The sequence below is a fragment of the Paenibacillus sp. URB8-2 genome (assembly GCF_013393385.1).
GTDB lineage: Bacteria > Bacillota > Bacilli > Paenibacillales > Paenibacillaceae > Paenibacillus_AQ.
This window is the reverse complement of sequence record NZ_AP023239.1, coordinates 92,798-112,285: the sequence shown is the minus strand read 5'-3', so window position 1 is coordinate 112,285 and position 19,488 is coordinate 92,798. Positions and strand designations below refer to the sequence as shown.

Sequence of the window (19,488 nt, the reverse complement as noted above, 5' to 3'; positions counted from 1 at the left end):
AGGCCGGTGCCGCAATAGGTCACGCGCCGTTTCCTCAGCCTTCATGAATATCCGAACTCTTCCTTCCCCATAATGAATAGAAGAATCCATCTTTTGCAAAGGAGCATGGTATCATGCCGTCTCAATCTTCCGATAAGCCTGTACGGAAAAAAAGCCGCTGGCGCAGAGCCCTCCGGCTGCTGGTCGGTACCGCGGTCCTGCTGCTTCTCACCGCCGGCGCGCTGCTAGGCTATTTATACCAGAAGGACCTCCCGCCGATTCCGGACGATGCCCGCTCCAGACTGCTGGACTCCCGTGGAAATGTGCTGGCCGTCTTCTCTGCCGACGGGCGCAGCCACGATCCGGTGGGGCTTAAAGATATATCCCCTTTGCTGATTCAGGCGACGCTGGCGGTGGAGGACCGCAAGTTTTATGAGCATACCGGATTTAATTTCAAGAGCATGGGGCGGGCGGTGCTGGTTAATCTGGAAAAAGGAAGCCGCTCCCAGGGCGCCAGCACGCTGACCCAGCAGCTTGCCCGCAACCTGTATCTTTCCCATGAAAAAACGTGGACCCGCAAGGCGAAAGAAGCATTTTATACGCTGCAGCTGGAGATGAAGTACAGCAAGGACGACATTTTGCGCATGTACCTCAATGAAATCTATTACGGCCACGGCGCATACGGCGTCGAGGCGGCCTCCCGGATGTATTTCGGCAAACCCGCCGCTTCACTCGACCTTGCGGAAAGCGCGCTCCTGGCCGGCATTCCGAAAGGGCCGACGTATTATTCGCCGTACAATCACCTGGACAACGCCAAAAATCGCCAGAAGATCATCCTGTCCTCCATGGTAGAGATGGGCGAAATCACACAGGCGGAGGCCACACGGGCGGCGGCGGAGAATCTGGATATAAAACCCCGCGAAGAGCAGACGGCATCGGTATCCGCACCCTACTTCCGCGACTATGTCGGCGCCGCGGCGGCAAAGCTGCTCGGCATCGGCCAAGGCGAGCTGGAGCTGGAAGGGCTAAGCGTATATACCACGCTCGATCCGGATATGCAGCAGGCGGCGGAAGCAGCGGTGGCACAGGGGATGGCAGGAGCGGGCGGCCTGGAGACGGCGCTCGTCTCCATTGATCCCAGGACCGGTTATATCAAGGCCATGGTCGGAGGCGTCAATTACCGGGCCAACCAATTCAATCATGCGCTCGCGACGACCCGCCAGCCCGGTTCCTCCTTCAAGCCGATTATGTACTTGACCGCGCTGTCCGCGAAGGAAATGACGGGCCTTACCATCTTCAACAGCCAGCCGACTCTGTTCCATTACGACAACAACCGCAAGACGTACCAGCCCCGGAATTTTGGGGATAAATACCTCGGCGAGATCAACATGCGCCAGGCGATCGCGGCCTCGGACAATATTTACGCCGTCAATACCATCATGAAGGTGGGGCCGGAAAAGGTCATCGAAATGGCGCGCAAGATGGGCATCGCCAGCCCGCTTTCGGACGTGCCCTCGCTTGCGCTCGGCGCCTCGCCGGTCAGCCCGCTGGAAATGGCCGGAGCTTTCTCTGTGATCGCGGACGGGGGCATCAAGATGCCGGCGACGGCCATCCTGAAGATTACGGACGCCAAGGGGAACATACTGTACGAAGCGCCCAAGACGGGAGGGGAAAGCATCGTCTCACCGGCAGCCGCCTATGTGCTGACCCGGCTGATGGAAGGCGTGTTCGAGACGGGGGGAACCGGCAACCGGGTAGCCTCGCTGATCAAGCGTCCCGTCGCCGGCAAGACCGGAACGACGGATACAGATGCCTGGATGGTCGGCTTTACACCGGAGCTGGCCACCGCCGTCTGGGTAGGCTATGACAAAGGACGCGATATTACGACTACCGAAGGAAGACGGGCGGCGCCGATTTTTGCGCAGTATACGGAAAAGGCGCTGGAGAATGTGCCTCCGAAGATTTTTCCGATTCCCGACGGCGTCGTCAGCGTCTACATCAACCCCGAATCCGGCAAACTGGCCACCGCGGCCTGCCCGGATAAGGTGCTGGAGACCTTTATCAGCGGCACCGAGCCAACCGCCTACTGCGATTTGCACGGAGGCGGCAAAGAAGGGGGGCAGGCGGCGGGAAATGACGCCAAGCAGGGCGGCGTTTCCGGAGAAGACCATTCCTGGTGGAGCGATATCAAGCGCTGGTGGCTCAATTAGTTCCTGCCCTTGCACGGCGGGTAAAGGTCCGGTACGATAAGACACATCAAGCCAAGAAGAAACGGCTTCGCCGTCCTCTGGAAGAGGAAGGCATCCGTTTCTCGTAAAAATATCAGGTTAAGGATAAGCGCGAAGCTTATACTTTCTGATATTTCAAGAAGAACGGCTTCTATCCGCTTTTGTAAGAGAGGTGGCCTCTATACGTGGTACCTATTAACCAAAATGACTGCCGCAAGCCTGAAGGTCTGCCTCCATCCTCCCTTTATGCCCTGTCCGCGCTCCATGCGGCGCCGCTGCTGCTCGGCCAGCATCTCGTCCGCCTCACGGAGGACGGAGAGATCCGCTGCCGGATCGTGGAGACGGAGAGCTATGGCGGAGCGGAAGACAAAGGCAGCCACGCCTATGGCGGACGGCGGACGGACCGCACCGACGTCATGTTCCGCGCCGGAGGAACCGCTTATGTGTATCTCATCTACGGGATGCATCATTGTTTCAATATAGTCACAGCAGGGGAGAACGATCCCCACGCGGTGCTGATCCGCGCGGTGGAGCCTCTCTCTCCCCGGGATGCGCAGCTTATGGCCGCCAATCGCGGAACTGCCATCCGCAAGCCGTCTGACCTTTCCGGCGGCCCGGGCAAGCTGTGCCGGGCGCTGCGCATCGACAGAAGCCTGAGCGGGCTGCTTCTCGACCAGCCCGGCGGACCGCTCCGATTGGAGAGCGGCGATGATCCGCGCGGTCTTCCCATTGTCCAGGCTCCGCGTATCAACATTCCTTACGCGGAAGAGTATGCGGCCCTTCCCTGGCGCTTCTACATCAGGGATAACCCGTACGTATCGGTGCATGACAGCCGGGCCGAGCCCTTCATCTGGACAGAGGACCGCTTGTAACGTTTCTTCTTCAGTTATTTGGGTAAAAGTGAATAGACCCCAATAGAAGCCTCTCCTTTTATGTGAACCCAAGGAGAGGCTTTTCATTCTGCAACTTTTTTATTCCTCATTCGTCACTATATAGAGTGAAGATTTTCCATTTATTAGAAAGAAAGAGGGTAAGTCATGATTGTCCAAAGCAAAGTCTCCAGAAGAACCGCCGCCCTGTTCGCCGCTTCCTCTCTTGCCGCATTGCTTCTTGCCGCTGCGCCGGCCGAGGGGGCATCCGCCGCCGCTCCGTCCCCTGCATCGGCAGCTGCACCGTCGACGGCCCAAAAAGCACCCGTTCTGAACGGGCTGGCCCTGGAGCATGCCGGCTTTCAGGAGAACGGCGCCACGTACGTCCCTTTGAAAGATCTCTCTTCTTCTCTGGATCTTCAGCTGCTGTGGAATCCGGGCAAATCCAGCCTTGAGGTGACGGGGCTGTATCAGGCCGTCAGCCTGAAGGTCGGCCAGCCGAAGGTCTATACTGCGGCAGGGAAGACGATTATGCTGGGCGCTGAGACGCTGGTCCGGAACGGAGTGACGTATGTGCCGGATAAGCTGTTTTCCAAGGCTTTCGGCCTTCCCGTCGCCTGGAACGGCGGCAATCGGTTCTCCGTGGCTTATACACCAAAATATATGATGACGTCAGCGGGACGAGAGCTGTTCTGGCTGAACCGGGAGCATGGCGTCCTGTACAGCGGACCGAGCGGCTCTGTGCCGATCCGGGCAGGTGTAATCCGGGTTGCCGATCTCGACTGGGCGAGCCTGTCCGCGCGCCGGATCAACCCTGCCAGTTATGCCGTCGAAATCGAGAATGCCAGCGGTGAGCCGCATATTAATAACACCCGCTGGCGCGCGCTTGTTTCAGGCGGTTCCCTGGTACGTCAGGCAAAGACCCATTACTGGAACCCCCGCATGCTCGGAATGAAACGGGACATCTTTGCTTTTCAGGGCAATGTGGTCATGGTCGACGGGCAGACAGTCATGCTTGTCAATCCGGACGGCCATATTTATAAAACGTATAACTTGCTGGAGCTTACCGGCATCAATGATGCCTTCGCGGTAGAAGCCGTGGATACCGACTTTATGCTGGTCCGGCCCTTTCAGAAAGGTACGCTCATTCTGATCGATCGCCGCAGCGGCCAGACCGTCGAGCTCTACAAGCAGCTGCTTAGCGCGGCCGATCAAGCCTGGCTCGAGGCGTATCCCGACACCGAAATCGATTATCCCGGCGACAAACTGGCCTATACAGGACGCTCGGGAGATCTGCTTTCTTTCGAGTGGACATCCTTCACTGAAGGGCAGAAGATTCATTTTACGTACATGCTTTCCCCTTTATCTTAAAATACATTTACTGTTATAATAATTAAATACCACCAAATCTGAAGATATAAATGAGGGACATGGGATGAAGGATACCGGCATGATCCGAAGTTTAGACAATCTTGGACGCATTGTGGTTCCCGTAGAAATCCGTATGACGCGCAATATCGACATTGGGGATCCTATCGAGTTTTTCATTCTGGACGATCACATTATTGTATTGCGGAAATACACTTCAACGGAATGTACCTTTTGCAGGAGTCTGGACAATGTCATCTATTTCAAGGATCAATTCATCTGCGGCCGCTGCCTTCAGGAGCTGGTGAACCCCGGTCTGGATGACCAGGCAACGCAACAGGAGCCGGATGAGGAGATTCATGTTCCCTCTTCGGATCTTTACGCAGGCAAAAAGAGAACCAAATCGGATGAACTTCGCGATCGGCTGGAACAAACGATGCAGGAGTATCCCTCCGCCAATCAGAAGGAACTTGCCGTGATGCTCGGCATCAGCCAGGCCAGAGTCAGCCAGCTTAAGCGAAAGTTCGCAAACGGCCGGTAGAAACGGCTGTCCCGATGTCTATATATAAAAGGCTTCGCTCTTCCTTGTAAGCAAGGAAAGGCGAAGCCTTTTTTCGCGTGTACTTTTTTCGCGTGTAACGGTTCTTCATATCCGCACAAGGTTAAGATCTTACCGCCGTATTCAGCCTTCGAGGGCCTGCTTCAGTTCCTCGGGCGACGCGTTCCACCAGTCCGCGTTATGCGAGATGAGCAGCGACTTCAGCGCCGCTTTCTCCTGCGCGCCGAGCCCCTCGACAACAATTCGCCGCTTAAGCGCTGAGTCCAGCTTGTTCACATGATCCGCAAGGATCTTCCAGCCGCGCTTCGCCGCGCTGTCAATCCACATCTCGCATGCGGTCAACCCTGCGTAATGCTGGCCTTCCTGCGTGCGTTCAACGGCTACCCAGACCACCCAGACCTGTCTGCCGTCTTGCACATCCTCGCGGTTCATGGAGAACTTGATCCCCTTCTCCACCTTGCTCTTGGCGTGCATGGCGCCAATGTCGATGACCGCTTCGCCTCCGTCGATAATTACAGGCGACACGTTGTTCAGTTCGATCGAACCCGCTCCGAATCCTTTATGCTTGCTTTTGGCGTTCACAATATTCAAAGCAATCTGCTTCTTGCCATCCGGCTGCTTGTTGTCCATGCCGCACTCCCTTCCCTGGTATATAAATTAATGGTTTATAGGCGTCCTTCAAGAACGCTGTCAGACGTTTCTTCTTGAAATATAAGAATGTATAAGCTGTGCGCTTATTATTTTGTCTTATATTTCTACGAGAAACGGTACCGTCCCTAAAAGGACGGCGAAGTCGTTTCTTCTTGAAATATAAGAATGTATAAGCTGTGCGCTTATCATTTTGACTTATATTTCTACGAGAAACGGTACCGTCCCTAAAAGGACGGCGAAGCCGTTTCTTCTTGAAATATAAGAATGTATAAGCTGTGCGCTTATTATTTTGTCTTATATTTCTACGAGAAACGGTACCGTCTCTAAAAGGACGGCGAAGTCGTTTCTTCTTGAATAATTTAATTTTAGCTAATAATACGGCGAATGCCAACATATACATCCCGTAGAAGCTTGTCAACGGGAGGAATTACAGTATGAAGCGACGATTCCGTACGACTTATCTCTTCGCCGCCCTGACCGCCCTCTGTCTGCTGGGCGGAGGAATATGGGCGCTATCCGGATCTTCCCCGGTCTCCCACTATACCGCCGCTCCGGAAACGGCCAAGTCCCCGGCCAGTCCCCGCCAGGAACAGGCAGGCAAACCCGCTATGCCCGTTCCTCCGGCCGCCAACTCCGCCCCGGCTCTCAGCCGGAGAGTGGCGGAGTACCACATCAGCGTGCAGCTCGATCCGGGCACAAGCACCCTGACCGCCGCCGAGACGGTAACGTGGACCCATCCCGGCAAGAACCCGGTGAGCGATCTGTACTTCCACCTGTACCCGAATGCCTTTGCATCAGACAGCACGACCTTCATGAAAGAATCCGGCGGCAAGCTGCGCAGCGACAGCATGCCCCAGGACGGATTCGGATCGATAACGCTGACCGATGTGCGAACGACCGACGGCGTCTCCCTGATGCACCGGATGCAGTACGTCCAGCCCGACGACGGCAACCCGGAAGACAAGACCCTGATCAAGATCCATCTGCCGCAGCCGGTGAACGGCGGAGAAAGCGTTACGGTCAAGCTGCGGTTTGAAGTGCGTCTGCCGAAAATATTTGCCCGCATGGGGGAATCCGGCGATTTTGTCATGGCAGGGCAGTGGTTTCCGAAGCTGAGCGTCTACGAGCCCGCAGGGGCGCGGGGCAGGGGGGAAGAAGGCTGGAATTTGCACCAGTACCACGGCACCTCCGAATTTTACAGCGATTTCGGGATATACAGCGTGGCCATTTCCGTTCCCGCGAATTATACCGTGGCTGCAACCGGTTTTCCCGTTAGGAACGCCAAAGTTGCAGAGGGACGAAAAATATATCAATTTTATGCCGATGACGTGCATGATTTCGCCTGGGCCGCTTCTCCGGACTTTGTGTATGCGGAAAAAGCCTACTCCTCGGCGGAAGTGCCCGGCGTTCGGATCAAGCTGTATCTGGACCCCCTGCATAAAAATCTGGAGGAGCGCTATTTCCAGGCCGCCGAGGCTGCGCTGAACGCTTTCAGTAAATGGTACGGCCCCTATCCGTATACCACGCTGTCCATCGTCGTTCCGCCCAAAGCGGGCAATGGAGCGGGAGGCATGGAGTATCCCACCTTAATCACCGCCTTCGGCGCGGAGAGCGGCTCTGCCGATACTTCGCTGGAACGGACGGTGATTCACGAAATCGGGCATCAGTACTTCTATGGAATGGTGGCCAGCAACGAGTTCGAGGAAGCCTGGCTGGACGAGAGCTTTACCTCCTATGCCGAGGACAGGCTGATGCAGCAGGAATACGGGCTCGCCTCCAATCTTCCTCTACAGGCCAGTCTCGTTACGAAACCCAAGCCGCTGACTCTGGATACCTGGAAATACGGCAGCGCGAATGTCTACACCCAGAACGTCTACATTCGGGGCAAGCTGGTGCTCAAGGATATCGAACGGCAGGTCGGCGCCAAGACAATGGATTCCATTATGTCCTCTTATGCCCGCAAATATCGTTTCCGTCACCCGGGCACCGCCGATTTTCAAAAAATTGTGGAAAAGGTGACCAAAAAATCGTGGCAGGATTACTTCGACCGTTACGTATACGGCGGAGGCGCTCCCGATTTCTCCGTTGAGGATATTACTGTAAGCAAAAGTAAAAGCGGCGTCTACGAGTCGCTGACAACCGTCGCCAATAAGGGCAGCCTGTATTCCGGCGTGAGCGTCAAGTTCACCTTCGCCGACGGCCACACGCTGCATAAAGTCTGGGATGGCCAGGGAGGGAAAACTTCGTTCCGGCTCTCCTCTGCGGCTCCTCTTGTTTCGGCCGAGGTGGACCCGGGTCACGAAGTCCTGCTGGAGAACAAGCATATCAACAACTTCAGAAAAGCGGCTCTCCCCTCGGCCCTCGTTTCCCGCTGGACGCTAAGCCTGACAAACGCGATCGAAACTGTGCTCGGCATTTTCGTCTGGTGAGGTGAATCGAATGAGAAAATGGATAATCCGCGGCTGGGGCAGCATCAAGGAACAGCTCTATATACTGATTCTGCTCTTTATCTACCGGCTGCTCTGGGGCTACTTTCTGTACCGCTTTGTAAGGTCGGCTGTTGTTCCCGCGCTGCTGCGTTACCCTTCCGAGAATGCCGGCGGCAGTGCAGCAGGCAGGCTGCTGTATTATATCGATGCCCAGCTCAGCCTGTCTTCCGAACCCGATGTGCGGCGTTGGTTGTGGACACTGCTTATTCTGGCGGGCGTGCGCCTGCTGGCTACGCCGTTCATCCGAGCCGGGCTGCTGCATGAGTTGCATCAGGAGAGCCGGGGTGAACGCGGGCTGTTCTTTTTTCCCGGCATGAAAAAGTACGGGCTGCCCGTTCTGCTCTTCAGCGCCGCCGAATGGGTTCTGACCCTTCTTCCCCTATACTGGCTTCTGCCGAAGGGATACAGACTCATTCTGTCATCCTACTGGGAGCCGGGGCTGCTGCTGCAGATTCTTCCGTATATTCTCGCATGGCTGCTTTACGTGTTTATCATTCGCTTGATCCTGCTATATATGCAGTTCGGTTACACAGGCGGCACCGGAATACTTGCTTCGCTACTGACCGCAATGCGCTGCTTCTTGCCCTCCGCGGCGCTGCGGATTCTGTTCGGGTTAGGGGGGCTCTTGATCTTTCTTGTATCTGCGGTGACGGGGTTTCTCAGTCCCGGACTGCCCGCGCTCTTCATTAGGCAGCTTGCGCCTCTCCCTTCCACTTTATTCGATATGTGGGGATTGTCGGCGCAATATCATCTATGGCGCAGCAAAACGAAGGATTCATAATTAGAAACACCCTATCATTTATGCATAACAGGCGAAAAGAGTTCAAATTCCGTGACAGGAATCTGAACTCTTTTTTATTTTTATATTGGCAAATATTTCGTCCGCTAAATTAAATTTGCCAAACCCCAAATCGTCTGATACAATGAGGCTTGTGTTGAGGTGACAAGTTTGTAATCTTTTAAAACTATTTTGTTATCTTGTCGTATGATGATGAATCAAGTCGATTGTTCTGGTGCATAACTAGCCAAATTCCCGGGCACCGGGGAGCGGGGGAACCATTTTTTGGGTGAATTGATCTTGTAACAAAGAGGTCATAGGGAACCTTCAAACCGAATCCTTAAGCTAACCACGCAGGCATTGGAAGGGGAACACAAGCTTTGAAAGGTCAACATATCAAGAAAAAACTCGCAGCCGCTGCGATAGGCCTTGTGATGGTTTTCACTCTGGGGTCAGGAAGCGCTTTCGCAGATTCGAAAATGGACACTGTTATTGCAAAAACTTTGGGAACCTCATATAAAACCGGTGGAATGAGCACAGCCGGGTTCGATTGTTCCGGATTTACCAAATACGTTTTCAAAAAAGTAGGACTTACCCTTCCTCGTACATCCAAAGCGCAATTCAAAGTAGGAACTTCCATATCGCGCAGCAAACTGCGCTCAGGAGATCTAGTATTCTTCAATACGCTCGGAAACGGCGTTTCCCATGTCGGCATTTATGTCGGCAACGGCAAATTCGCGCAATCCTCTTCTTCACGCGGCGTGACCATCAGCTCGCTTAGCCAGTCCTATTGGGCCAACCGTTATGTCGGCGCCAAACGTGTCATGAGCACAAACGCATACCAAGCCGTGGCTTACGATTGATTAATCTCTTGCCCGGAACATGATCTCGCTAATCATTTCCGGGTTTTTCCTTTTTTCTGTATATAGTTTAGCTATACACCTATTTCGGCGGCTTGAACCAGCTTTTGCAAAAAACAACGCCAAAAAAAATTTTTAGCATAAAAACACGATTTTTATCCAGTGTTTCTAAGTGAATTCACAAATGTAAGCGCTACAAAATCGAATTTTACTATGTTAAAAGTGATTGCCAACCAACAAAAGGTTTGTTACAATAAGCGCAATGAGTTTATAGTAACATTTTTGTAATGATTATTAACATTTTGACGATAATTTTGTCATGATCTACCCACTATAATCCGGACACTATACAGTATGTGCCGAGTTCCCTGACCATCAGGGAAGCGGGGGAACCATCTTTGGGTGAATTGACCTCCTGTTCAAGAGAGGGGTCATAGGGGACCTTCTACCGAATCCTTAAGCTAACCTCGCAGGCATTTGGAAGGAGTCAAATCTTTTGAAGAAGAAGTTGGCGGCAGCATTCCTCAGCTTTTCCATCGTTCTCACACTCGGAGCAGGCAGCGCATTTGCCGATTCGAAAATGGATAAAGTGATTGACGGCGCTATCGGAACCAAATACGTATCCGGCGGCACGAGCACAAGCGGATTCGATTGTTCCGGATTCACCATGTACGTGTTCGATAAGATGGGCATCGATCTGCCGCATCAGTCGGGTTCCCAGTTCAAAATGGGAGATGCCGTGTCCCGCAGCGATCTGAGAGCCGGCGATCTTGTATTCTTTAACACTTCCGGAAAAGGCATTTCCCATGTCGGCATCTATATCGGCTCCGGAAAGTTCGCCCATGCTTCCTCTTCGAAAGGCGTTACCGTCACTTCCCTGAGCGACAGTTATTATGTCAGCCGGTTTGTCGGCGCCAAACGGGTGATGGGCTCCAGCGCTTATCAATCCGTAGCCGTTGATTCTGAAGACAATGATGATGTGCAGTAATACTGCCCTATAGGACCCCTTCCCGGATTTAACCCCGGCGAGGGGTTTTTATTTTAATATAAGAACTTATAAGCTACGCGCTTATCGTTTAGTCTAATATTTCAACTAGAACGGGCATCGTCTCCAAAAGGATGGCGGAACCGTTTCTTTCTTGTGTTATTCTTATTTTACCCCCTCCGGCATTCGTCAAACATGGCTGAGCGCTTTCGGCCAAACTCCTAAAATTTATTCGCTCGCCAGGTTCTCTCCTAACTGCAAAGTTTTTGCGTCGAAATCACCTTTTTTTGTATATAATTTAATATAAAAGGTTTTCCCCTGCGGGGAGAGGAGGTCGCTGAACGTATGATTAGCTCTAATATCATCTTTCATGTCGGGCCCATGACATCTGCGCATGCCAGGGATATCTGCGGTTGGGAATACAAGGCGCCCTATAATATTTACGGCTGGCTGTCTTGGGATCAAATGGAGGCGCTCGGCATTGAATTCGGAGATCCGCGGATTCGGAGGGAGCAGTATGTTTCGGTATTGAACGAAGAGGACAAACTTTGCGGCTTCGCCCAGCTTTTTCCGATGGAAGGCACGGTGCGTCTGGGGATCGGTATGCGTCCCGAATTGTGCGGGCATGGCCTCGGCCATTTGTTTGTGGGAGCGGTTGTAAAAGAGGCGCTGAAACGATATCCCAGTCGAGAGGTCGATCTTGAAGTTCTTACCTGGAATCAAAGAGCCATCCGGGCCTACCGCAAATGCGGCTTTACGATCACCGATACCTACGAACGCCGGACGCCAAATGGAGATAAGCCCTTTTACTGCATGGTCTATGATAAATCCCTCCATAAAAGCTGAATCGGACGGACCACCGTTCATTTTTTTGTCACAAACCCTATGATAACGCTTCACCATCCGTTATAATTAGAGAAGCAGCTTACATAGGGGAGGACGATTGGGGATGCAAAAGTGGATCATGAGCGGATTATTTTTCGCTGCCTGCGCCTTTGCGGTTATACTGATGTTCACACTGCCCGGAAAAGAGCAGGTCGCCGAGCAGAACAATCCGACCATGCCGACCGTTAAGGCTGATCCCGCCAAAGCGGAAGCGACAGTTAAAGCCAATTGCATCACCTGCCACGGCGATCAGCTTCAGGGCGGAGTCGGACCCAATCTGCAAAAGGAAGGCAGCGAGCATACGGCCGAGCAGATTTACAGCATCGTTACCAAAGGACGGGGACAAATGCCTTCCTTCAATGATAAGCTGGCTCCGGAGGAGATTGCCAACATCGCCATGTGGCTGTCCGAGAAAAAATGAGTGCCAAGACAACAATACGCCTCTGCGCAGGAGCATAATGCTTCCTGGCACAGGGGCGTATTTTTAATAAAACTCTTCTCCTGTCGTCTATCGGGTTTCCTCGTAATTAACGGGCCTTCATTTAACGGGTCTTCTCAAACGCCTCATTAAACTCATGGGCTTCACGCACGTCGAGCGCGGTAATGCCGCCTTCCTCGCTTGTTGTAAGCCGCAGAATTACCGTTTTATAATCGATCGTGATATGCGGATGATGGTCGAACGCCTCCGAGATGGCGGCCACCTCATCCACGAACGCAATACCCTTCATAAAATCGTTGAACTGGTATTTGCGCACCATGGCCCCGCTGTCCAGCTTCCAGCCTTCCAGCTTGCCCACCTGCTCATGCAGTTCTCCCTCGGTTAATAACACTTTATGTTTCCTCCCTTGAAAAGCAGCCGTTTAAGTTCCTTTAGCCTTCCCGTTAAACAAAACATCCCTCAGGTTCTTTCGTCCAAGGGATGCGCCAGGAAAAACGCTTATTTTCGGTTTAATGTATTCTTGAATCCCGGCAAATATACCTCAGACACTATCAATTTTAACATGGAGGACAGACTGCGGCAAATGCGGCCGCTTTTTCTGCTTCTGCCTGCTTAGATCAACGTTACCGATTCCAAATCTTCTTCACCGACCAAAATGTTGATGCGGTGCGCATCCTTGTCGTAGATCACGACGCCGCTGCCGACATGAATGACCGGCTCATTCCCGAGGGCAAAGAATAAATCTTCCGCCAGCGCTTCCCATACTTCCAGCTTGGACTCACGGGGCAGCTCCTCCCATTCACCCGGTTCCATCTCGAAAAAAAGGTAACTGTCCGGTATAAGCTCAACCGCTTTGGTCAGATCTCGTAAAATATCTCCATAATCTCTTCCATGCTTTACACCCACCGCTATCACTCCGCTTCATAACTTATGAATACCCTTTCCTCATCCATTATAGCCTAAATGCCTTCACAAAAAAGGGCCGGCTGTCGATAAATAAGAATAGACATAGTTGTTCTCCGTCAGTAAGCCCGCCGCCCACTCAAGGATGATAGACGCGGCATTCGCGAGATCACTTTTAATACTCATGGACGAGGTGTACAAATGCAGATTTCTTCAATTATTGGTCTAGTGCTCGGTATAATAGCGGTGGTTTATGGTATGTACCTCAAACAAGCCCCGCTGGCATCGTTAAACAACCCCGCCGCCTTTACCATCATTCTTGTAGGTACCGCAGCATCGCTGTTCATGGCCTTCCCGATGTCGGAAATCAAAAAAGTGCCGAAATTGTTCAAAATTCTGTTTCTCGGCGGGAAGAAGCTGATCGATAAAGGAGAGGTCATCACCATGTTCATGGAGTGGGCCTCCATTACGCGGCGCGAAGGCCTGCTGGCGCTTGAGTCAAAGGTCGAAGAGATTCAGGATGATTTCCTGCGAAGCGGCATGCGGATGATTATCGATGGCAACGACCAGGAGTTTGTCCGGGATGTGCTGCTTGAAGATATCCACGCAACCGAAGAGCGCCATAAAACAGGCGCGCTAATCTTCTCCCAGGCCGGCATGTACGCGCCTACCCTCGGGGTGCTTGGAGCCGTTATCGGTCTGATCGCCGCCCTTGCGGACATGAGCGCGATGGAGAAGCTCGCACACGCCATCGGCGCGGCCTTTATCGCTACGCTGCTCGGTATTTTTACCGGTTACGTGCTTTGGCACCCGATGTCCAACAAGCTGAAGCGTCTCTCCAAACAGGAAATCCAGATCCGAATGATGATGCTGGAGGGTCTCCTATCGATCCAGTCAGGCGTATCCACCATTGCGATCAACCAGAAGCTTTCCGTGTTTCTGACCCCTGCGGAACGCGCCAAGCTGAACGAGAAGGAAGGTGCCTCCCGTGAGCAAAAAGACTAGACACGAGGATCATGAGGAGCACGCCGACGAATCCTGGCTCCTCCCCTATTCCGACCTGATGACGCTGCTCGTCGCCCTGTTTCTGGTGCTGTACGCCATGAGCGCAACGGATGCGAAGAAATTCGAGGAAATGGCCCAAGCGTTCAGCTCCGCCCTCAATGGAGGAACGGGAGTGCTGGATCATTCATCCATGGCCCCTACCAACAGCGATTTGGATCAAGGCAAAGCTCAAAAGCTGAACACTATCGCTGAAAAGAACAGCACCGAGGCCGATCTCGACAAGCTCCGCAAGAAGGAACAGGAGGAACTGGAAAAGCTGAAGAAGCAGTTTGACCAGTATATCAAGAACAACGGCCTTACCGATCTGCTCAGTACGAAACTGAACCAATCGCAGCTTTTGATTACGATCAGCGACAACGCGCTGTTCGCCTCCGGCCAGGCCAACGTCAAGCCGGAATCCCGGCAGCTCGCAAGATCGATCTCGCAAATGCTTCAGCAGTTCCCGGATTACGAGGTGGTCGTGCAGGGTTATACCGACAACATTCCGATTTCCAACAGCGAATACTCCTCCAACTGGGATCTTAGCGCCAACCGGGCTCTGCAGTTCATGAAGATTCTGCTAATGAATCCCTATCTGAAACCGGAGAAGTTCAGCGTCATTGGCTACGGCGAATACCATCCGATTGCCGATAACTCGACCGCCGCCGGACGGGCGAAGAACCGCCGGGTGGAAGTGTCCATTCTCCGCAAGTACCAGGAGAATAAGAGTACTGCGCTATCCGCCAAATGACGGCGCTTAGCCGGCGGCAGAGTAGTGTTGCCCCTTCTATGTTTTTATAAAATTCAAAGAGCTGCTTTCATCACCCGCATCGGGGCCGAAAGCAGCTCTTTATTTGTGTCCATCGCTTAGAGCACCGGCTCTGGAGTCTTGATCGCTGGAGTCTTTTATTGAAGCTTATAACTCAGCATGTCGCCAAGCTCTTTCTTCTCCGCCGGCGTAAGATCGCGCCACTTGCCTACCTGAAGGTTCCCCAAGCGGATATTCATGATTCGAATGCGCTGCAGCCGCCGCACTTCATAGCCGAAGGCGCTGCACATCCTGCGGATCTGCCGGTTCTTCCCTTCGGTCAGGATAACTCGAAATACCCGCTCCGTCATCCGGGTAACCTGACAGGGCAGCGTCTTCTCTCCAAGAATCTTTACCCCGCTGGACATTCCGGCGACAAAGGAAGGCGTAATCGGACGGTCCACGGTGACGACATACTCCTTCTCATGCCGGCCTTCTGCGCGCAGTATTTTGTTTACGATATCCCCATCATTGGTCAGGAGGATCAGACCTTCCGAATCCTTGTCCAGCCGACCGATTGGAAATATCCGCTCAAGATGTCCGACAAAATCCACGATATTTCCTTTAATGTGGCCCTCTGTTGTTGAAGTAATGCCGACCGGCTTGTTCAGTGCGATATAAACGGTCTGGGATTCGCTCTCCAGCCTTTTCCCGTCTATCCGCACATCATCTCCCGCTTCAGCCTGGCTGCCGAGCACGGCGCGTTCACCGTTAATGGTCACCCGGCCGCTTTCCACCAGCTTATCCGCCTCACGCCGCGAGCAGTAGCCGGTCTCGCTGATAAACTTGTTAATTCTCATGCTGGTATAGTCACTCCGTTTCTTTTCCTGTACCGGCTTCTGCGTTGACAGGTCCCGCGGTCTCAATGGCGGCCGGGAGCGCAATCGTTACCGAGGTTCCCCGGCCGACCTGACTTTCAATCTCCATCATTCCTTTATGGGCTTGAATAATCCGCTGGCTGATCATCAGGCCAAGTCCCGTCCCCGTCTCCTTGTTCGTAAAGAACGGCTGTCCAAGCTTCGGCAGCATCTCCGCCGGGATGCCCTCTCCCTCATCGGTAATGACAATAACGATTGAATCTTCGATACGCTTCTGTTCCAATGTTAGCGTTCCGCCTGCGGACATGGACTCAATTCCGTTTTTGATAATATTGATAAATACCTGCTTTAGTTGGTTCTCTTCACAGTGTACCATTGCCGGAGTTATTTCAAACTCATCCTTGACCTCGATATTATGCAAATGGGCCTGACTGTCCAGCAAGGAGATTACATCATGCAGAATTTGACAGACGTCCTTTTGCTGAAACCGCACCGCTTGCGGCTTGGCCAATATAAGAAATTCGCTGACAATCAGATTGATCCGCTCCAGTTCTGAGAGCATCAAATCCACATGCAGGGGGACAAGCATCTGTTTTTCCCTTTGGAGCTGTAAAAAACCCCTCAGCGTCGTCAGCGGATTCCGGATTTCATGGGCAACGCCGGCGGCAAGCTGACCAACGGTAGTAAGCTTCTCGGACTGTCTGAGCAGCTCTTCCATCCGGTTCCGCTCCGTCATATCCCGTGAAACATGCACGAAGGACAGCGGCTTGCCCTCTTCGTCCCGTATGACAGAGGTGCTGACGCTGACTTCGACGACAGATCCGTCCCGTTTCAAACGCAGCGTCTCCGTCGGAGGCAGATGTGCTCCCCGAATCAGCCACTGAAGCCGCGTCCCCTCTTCCTTAGATGCGGAGTCCGGAACGAGATCGATGATCCTGCCTACAACCTCGCGTTCTCTCCAGCCGTACAGCTCTTCAAAAGCGCGGTTAACGCTGATGATCCTGCCGGTCATATCCGACGTATGGATCGCATCGGAAGTACCGTTGATCACCGACTCCAGATGCTCTTTTACCTCCCGGTTCTCCTCAAGTGTCTGCCTTAGACGGCTTGTGTGCAGGGCAAGATTTCGCGTCATGGCGTTAATGCGCAGCGCCAGCTGCCCCAGTTCGTCCCTGCTTCCGACCTCCAGCGGCGGCTCGAACTTACCCCGGGAGACGTCCTGAACCTTGGTGAGTATCGCCTGAATGGGCCGAATAATAAAACCCGCCAGAATGTAGCTTCCCGCGAGGAACAATGCAAGCAGCAGGAGGGAACTCCGGATGTTGTTCCATAATTGTTCTCTAATAACCGACGTAATGACCGAGTAATCGATCACCACGCTGATAACATAGGCGCCCGAATCGGGCAGGGTAACCGGAATAAAGCTCTTCATCACCCTTACACCGCGCGCCGTCGCATCCACCATTACGGGCTCTTTTTTGGCCAGTGCTTCTTTCACCGCCCATTTGTCCCGCTCTACGTCTCCAAACCGGTAGGTACCGTACATAATCGGCCGGTTGCGCAGTTTGACATTGACACTGTCGGTGCCGTCCGGATCCATAGTGGAAGAACCGAATGTGGAGGGATTGATGCCCGTAATTTCCAGAATATCAGGGTTGACCTCCATCGTCTGCTTCACAATTTCTTCCGGACTCATAATTCTGACATAATCGCTAATAGACGTGCTGCGGATATACGGATCGATAATGTAATTGCTTCGTCCGTCATAGTAATAACCCCACTTCTCGATAAACTCGGGATTGGAGGATGAATACTCAAAAGGACCGGACCAAAAATGCTCCAATCGCTGCCCTTTGGCAACCGATACTTCCCTTCCTTCGAACAGATCAACAAATGCCGTATACCAAAATCCAAAGCCTTTTGTAGGTAAGTCTAGTTCTTTGGGGTCGGAGGACTTCTTCACCACAATGTCGTCCTTGGTCCTGACCAGCAGCGATATATTGGAAACCCCTACTTTCGAGGCCAGTTTCTTCAATTCGGCATTCGTTACGTTCGCTATGTCGGGGTCCAAATCATTGGATATCAAAATAGCGGCCATTCGCAAATTTTGCGCTATCAGCTGTTCCGCATAATTGGAGCTGTAGTTGCTCTGTTCTACGGAAACGGCAATCTGCATGGCCGCCGTCTTCATGTTTCTCTCGGCCTCGCCTCGCAGATTATTGCGGGTCGCATAGGAATTAAGAGTCAAATTCAGTGCCAGAATCAGTAGTACGGAGCCGAATATTATGGCAGAAAGCTTCGTTTTTATGGACAAGCTAATTTTTCACCTCTTAGCCGGCTGGTCATTCCTAGCGTTTATTCAATAATTATCATACCTTCTGCCCTTCCATTTGAAAAGCATTTAAAAGCATTTATATGAAGCATTCCGTTTTCTCAACATTGAAAATCCATCGCTACTTCTCTACAATAGGATAGAAAGAGTCCACAGGTTATGCACATATAAACAAAATCAACATCCCCCATGTGTATAAAATTGTGGATAACAACCGGGTTTTCCACAGAGTTATGCACAATTTGTTAAGAACGAATACTCGTTCGCAGAACAATCCGGCCCGGAGCGGAAAGGAAGAATCTTTTGAACAACTGGGATAATGGGACATCCTCTGGGCAGCAGGAAGAACATGAACGGTGGATGAGCGAAGCAATCGCGGAAGCCCAAAAAGCGGAGGCGCTGGGCGAAGTCCCGATCGGTGCGGTCATTGTCAGGAATGGCCAGATTATCGGAAGAGGATATAACTTACGCGAAACGACGATGGATTCCACAGCCCATGCGGAAATGGTGGCGATTCGCGAAGCGAGCGCCGCGCTGAACTCCTGGCGACTGCTGGAATGCACTTTATACGTTACACTCGAGCCGTGCCCGATGTGCGCGGGAGCCATCGTGCAGTCCAGGGTTCCGCTTACGGTGTACGGCACGCCCGATCCGAAAGCAGGCTGCGCCGGGACATTGATGAATTTGCTGGAGGAACCGCGGTTCAACCACCGGACCGAAGTCATATCCGGCATTAGGCAGGCGGAATGCGCCGGACTCCTGACCTCCTTCTTCCGCCGGCTTCGGCAGGAGCGCCTGCAGAAAAATGCCAGGGAGGAATAAGCGGCAATGTCATTCATTTTAACTAATCAATCGGCCGGGATTTATCTTGCCCCGATCCGCTCTCAGAACGCGGAGAGCCTGCTGGAACTGCGTCTGCGCAACCGCAGCGTCCACAGCCGCTATGAGCCCGAGAGGGAAGACGACTTCTTTACATTGAAAGGCCAAAAGCAGCTCATTCTTCAGCGAATGGAGGATGAGGAACTGGACAGAGCGTATATGTTCGGAATCTATTCTGCCGAAGAGGAACGTTTAATCGGACAGATTGCCATCAACAACATTGTACGCGGGGTGGGCCAGTTTGCCGATCTCGGCTATTTTATCGACCATAAGCATCAAGGGCGGGGGTTTATGACGGGAGCTGTCGGCCTGGCGGCGGAATATGCTTTTCAGGTACTCGGTCTGCACCGGCTGCAAGCCGCCATTCTCCTGCATAACGACGCTTCCAGAAGGGTCTTGGAGAAGAATGGGTTTCAGCCGGAAGGCATTGCGCGCCGCTTCCTTAAGATCAATGGACAGTGGCAGGATCACCGGACTTACGCCCTTTTGGCCGATGAGGCTTCCTCTGCGGGAAATCCGCCGATGTAACCGTCTGCCGCTCAGGGCTTAGGTCGCGGATCGATACAATGGGCCCCACAAAGCGGAGACTTAGCTTCGAGGCTGCCCAGGTATTG

The 19,488-nt window shown here is 52.9% G+C and carries 19 protein-coding genes and 2 riboswitches; of the genes, 14 read left to right on the top strand and 5 right to left on the bottom strand.

Going from position 1 to position 19,488, the window contains the following annotated elements; all coding sequences use genetic code 11:
- The first annotated feature begins 113 nt into the window (after window positions 1–113).
- The 4 genes from PUR_RS00535 (at window position 114) to PUR_RS00520 (ending at window position 4,985) form a co-directional block, all read left to right on the top strand.
- A complete protein-coding gene (locus PUR_RS00535; RefSeq protein WP_179033571.1) occupies window positions 114–2,189 on the top strand; it encodes a transglycosylase domain-containing protein in 2,076 nt (691 codons plus the stop codon).
- Between the two features lie 203 nt (window positions 2,190–2,392).
- On the top strand, window positions 2,393–3,079 hold the full coding sequence (locus tag PUR_RS00530) for a DNA-3-methyladenine glycosylase (RefSeq protein WP_332107927.1): 687 nt from the start codon (window positions 2,393–2,395) through the stop codon (window positions 3,077–3,079).
- 165 nt (window positions 3,080–3,244) lie between these two features.
- Window positions 3,245–4,447, top strand: a complete 1,203-nt coding sequence (locus PUR_RS00525) for a copper amine oxidase N-terminal domain-containing protein (protein WP_179033570.1) — start codon at window positions 3,245–3,247, stop codon at window positions 4,445–4,447.
- Window positions 4,448–4,511: 64 nt separating this feature from the next.
- Window positions 4,512–4,985, top strand: coding sequence for an AbrB/MazE/SpoVT family DNA-binding domain-containing protein (locus PUR_RS00520; RefSeq protein ID WP_179033569.1), 474 nt, complete (start codon window positions 4,512–4,514; stop codon window positions 4,983–4,985).
- A 141-nt stretch (window positions 4,986–5,126) separates the two neighbouring features.
- Here PUR_RS00520 and PUR_RS00515 read toward each other — a convergent pair whose 3' ends face one another.
- Window positions 5,127–5,633, bottom strand: a complete 507-nt coding sequence (locus PUR_RS00515; protein WP_179033568.1) for a YwhD family protein — start codon at window positions 5,631–5,633, stop codon at window positions 5,127–5,129.
- 455 nt (window positions 5,634–6,088) lie between these two features.
- Between PUR_RS00515 and PUR_RS00505 the strand changes: the two genes are divergently transcribed.
- From PUR_RS00505 to PUR_RS00480, 6 genes are all read left to right on the top strand, one after another.
- Window positions 6,089–8,083 (top strand): M1 family metallopeptidase, encoded by a 1,995-nt coding sequence (locus tag PUR_RS00505; protein WP_179033566.1) that lies wholly within the window; start codon window positions 6,089–6,091, stop codon window positions 8,081–8,083.
- A gap of 10 nt (window positions 8,084–8,093) precedes the next feature.
- Window positions 8,094–8,924 carry a hypothetical protein gene (locus tag PUR_RS00500; RefSeq protein ID WP_179033565.1) on the top strand — a complete coding sequence of 277 codons (831 nt, stop codon included), beginning with the start codon at window positions 8,094–8,096 and terminating at the stop codon, window positions 8,922–8,924.
- Window positions 8,925–9,156: 232 nt separating this feature from the next.
- Window positions 9,157–9,296, top strand: a riboswitch (cyclic di-AMP (ydaO/yuaA leader).
- A gap of 20 nt (window positions 9,297–9,316) precedes the next feature.
- The gene (locus PUR_RS00495) at window positions 9,317–9,784 is read left to right on the top strand and encodes a C40 family peptidase (RefSeq protein ID WP_124697867.1); all 468 of its coding nucleotides are present in this window, start codon (window positions 9,317–9,319) and stop codon (window positions 9,782–9,784) included.
- Window positions 9,785–10,128: 344 nt separating this feature from the next.
- Window positions 10,129–10,272, top strand: a riboswitch (cyclic di-AMP (ydaO/yuaA leader).
- A 5-nt stretch (window positions 10,273–10,277) separates the two neighbouring features.
- Window positions 10,278–10,769, top strand: a complete 492-nt coding sequence (locus PUR_RS00490) for a C40 family peptidase (protein WP_442953741.1) — start codon at window positions 10,278–10,280, stop codon at window positions 10,767–10,769.
- A 342-nt stretch (window positions 10,770–11,111) separates the two neighbouring features.
- Complete coding sequence (locus tag PUR_RS00485) at window positions 11,112–11,612, top strand: GNAT family N-acetyltransferase (RefSeq protein ID WP_179033564.1); 501 nt, start codon at window positions 11,112–11,114, stop codon at window positions 11,610–11,612.
- 103 nt (window positions 11,613–11,715) lie between these two features.
- Entirely contained in the window at window positions 11,716–12,072 is a 357-nt protein-coding gene (locus PUR_RS00480; RefSeq protein ID WP_179033563.1) for a c-type cytochrome, read from the top strand.
- A 121-nt stretch (window positions 12,073–12,193) separates the two neighbouring features.
- Here PUR_RS00480 and PUR_RS00475 read toward each other — a convergent pair whose 3' ends face one another.
- Window positions 12,194–12,481: a 4a-hydroxytetrahydrobiopterin dehydratase gene (locus PUR_RS00475; protein ID WP_179033562.1), complete on the bottom strand. Its 288-nt coding sequence runs from the start codon at window positions 12,479–12,481 to the stop codon at window positions 12,194–12,196.
- A 221-nt stretch (window positions 12,482–12,702) separates the two neighbouring features.
- Window positions 12,703–12,996 carry a hypothetical protein gene (locus PUR_RS00470; protein ID WP_179033561.1) on the bottom strand — a complete coding sequence of 98 codons (294 nt, stop codon included), beginning with the start codon at window positions 12,994–12,996 and terminating at the stop codon, window positions 12,703–12,705.
- Window positions 12,997–13,194: 198 nt separating this feature from the next.
- Here PUR_RS00470 and motA point away from each other — a divergent pair, with 198 nt between their 5' ends.
- Together motA and motB are read left to right on the top strand one after the other, a co-directional pair.
- Entirely contained in the window at window positions 13,195–13,998 is an 804-nt protein-coding gene (gene motA / locus PUR_RS00465) for a flagellar motor stator protein MotA (RefSeq protein WP_179033560.1), read from the top strand.
- Entirely contained in the window at window positions 13,982–14,788 is an 807-nt protein-coding gene (gene motB / locus PUR_RS00460; RefSeq protein ID WP_179033559.1) for a flagellar motor protein MotB, read from the top strand. The genes motA and motB overlap by 17 nt, the downstream gene beginning before the upstream one ends.
- Before the next feature lie 155 nt (window positions 14,789–14,943).
- On the opposite strand, the gene rluF is transcribed toward motB, so the two are convergent.
- Both rluF and PUR_RS00450 read right to left on the bottom strand, forming a co-directional pair.
- Complete coding sequence (gene rluF, locus PUR_RS00455) at window positions 14,944–15,645, bottom strand: 23S rRNA pseudouridine(2604) synthase RluF (protein WP_179033558.1); 702 nt, start codon at window positions 15,643–15,645, stop codon at window positions 14,944–14,946.
- A gap of 10 nt (window positions 15,646–15,655) precedes the next feature.
- Complete coding sequence (locus PUR_RS00450; protein WP_179033557.1) at window positions 15,656–17,977, bottom strand: sensor histidine kinase; 2,322 nt, start codon at window positions 17,975–17,977, stop codon at window positions 15,656–15,658.
- A 321-nt stretch (window positions 17,978–18,298) separates the two neighbouring features.
- Between PUR_RS00450 and tadA the strand changes: the two genes are divergently transcribed.
- Window positions 18,299–18,817, top strand: coding sequence for a tRNA adenosine(34) deaminase TadA (gene tadA / locus PUR_RS00445; protein WP_269474691.1), 519 nt, complete (start codon window positions 18,299–18,301; stop codon window positions 18,815–18,817).
- Window positions 18,818–18,823: 6 nt separating this feature from the next.
- Complete coding sequence (locus PUR_RS00440) at window positions 18,824–19,402, top strand: GNAT family N-acetyltransferase (RefSeq protein WP_179033555.1); 579 nt, start codon at window positions 18,824–18,826, stop codon at window positions 19,400–19,402.
- Window positions 19,403–19,488 lie beyond the last annotated feature (86 nt).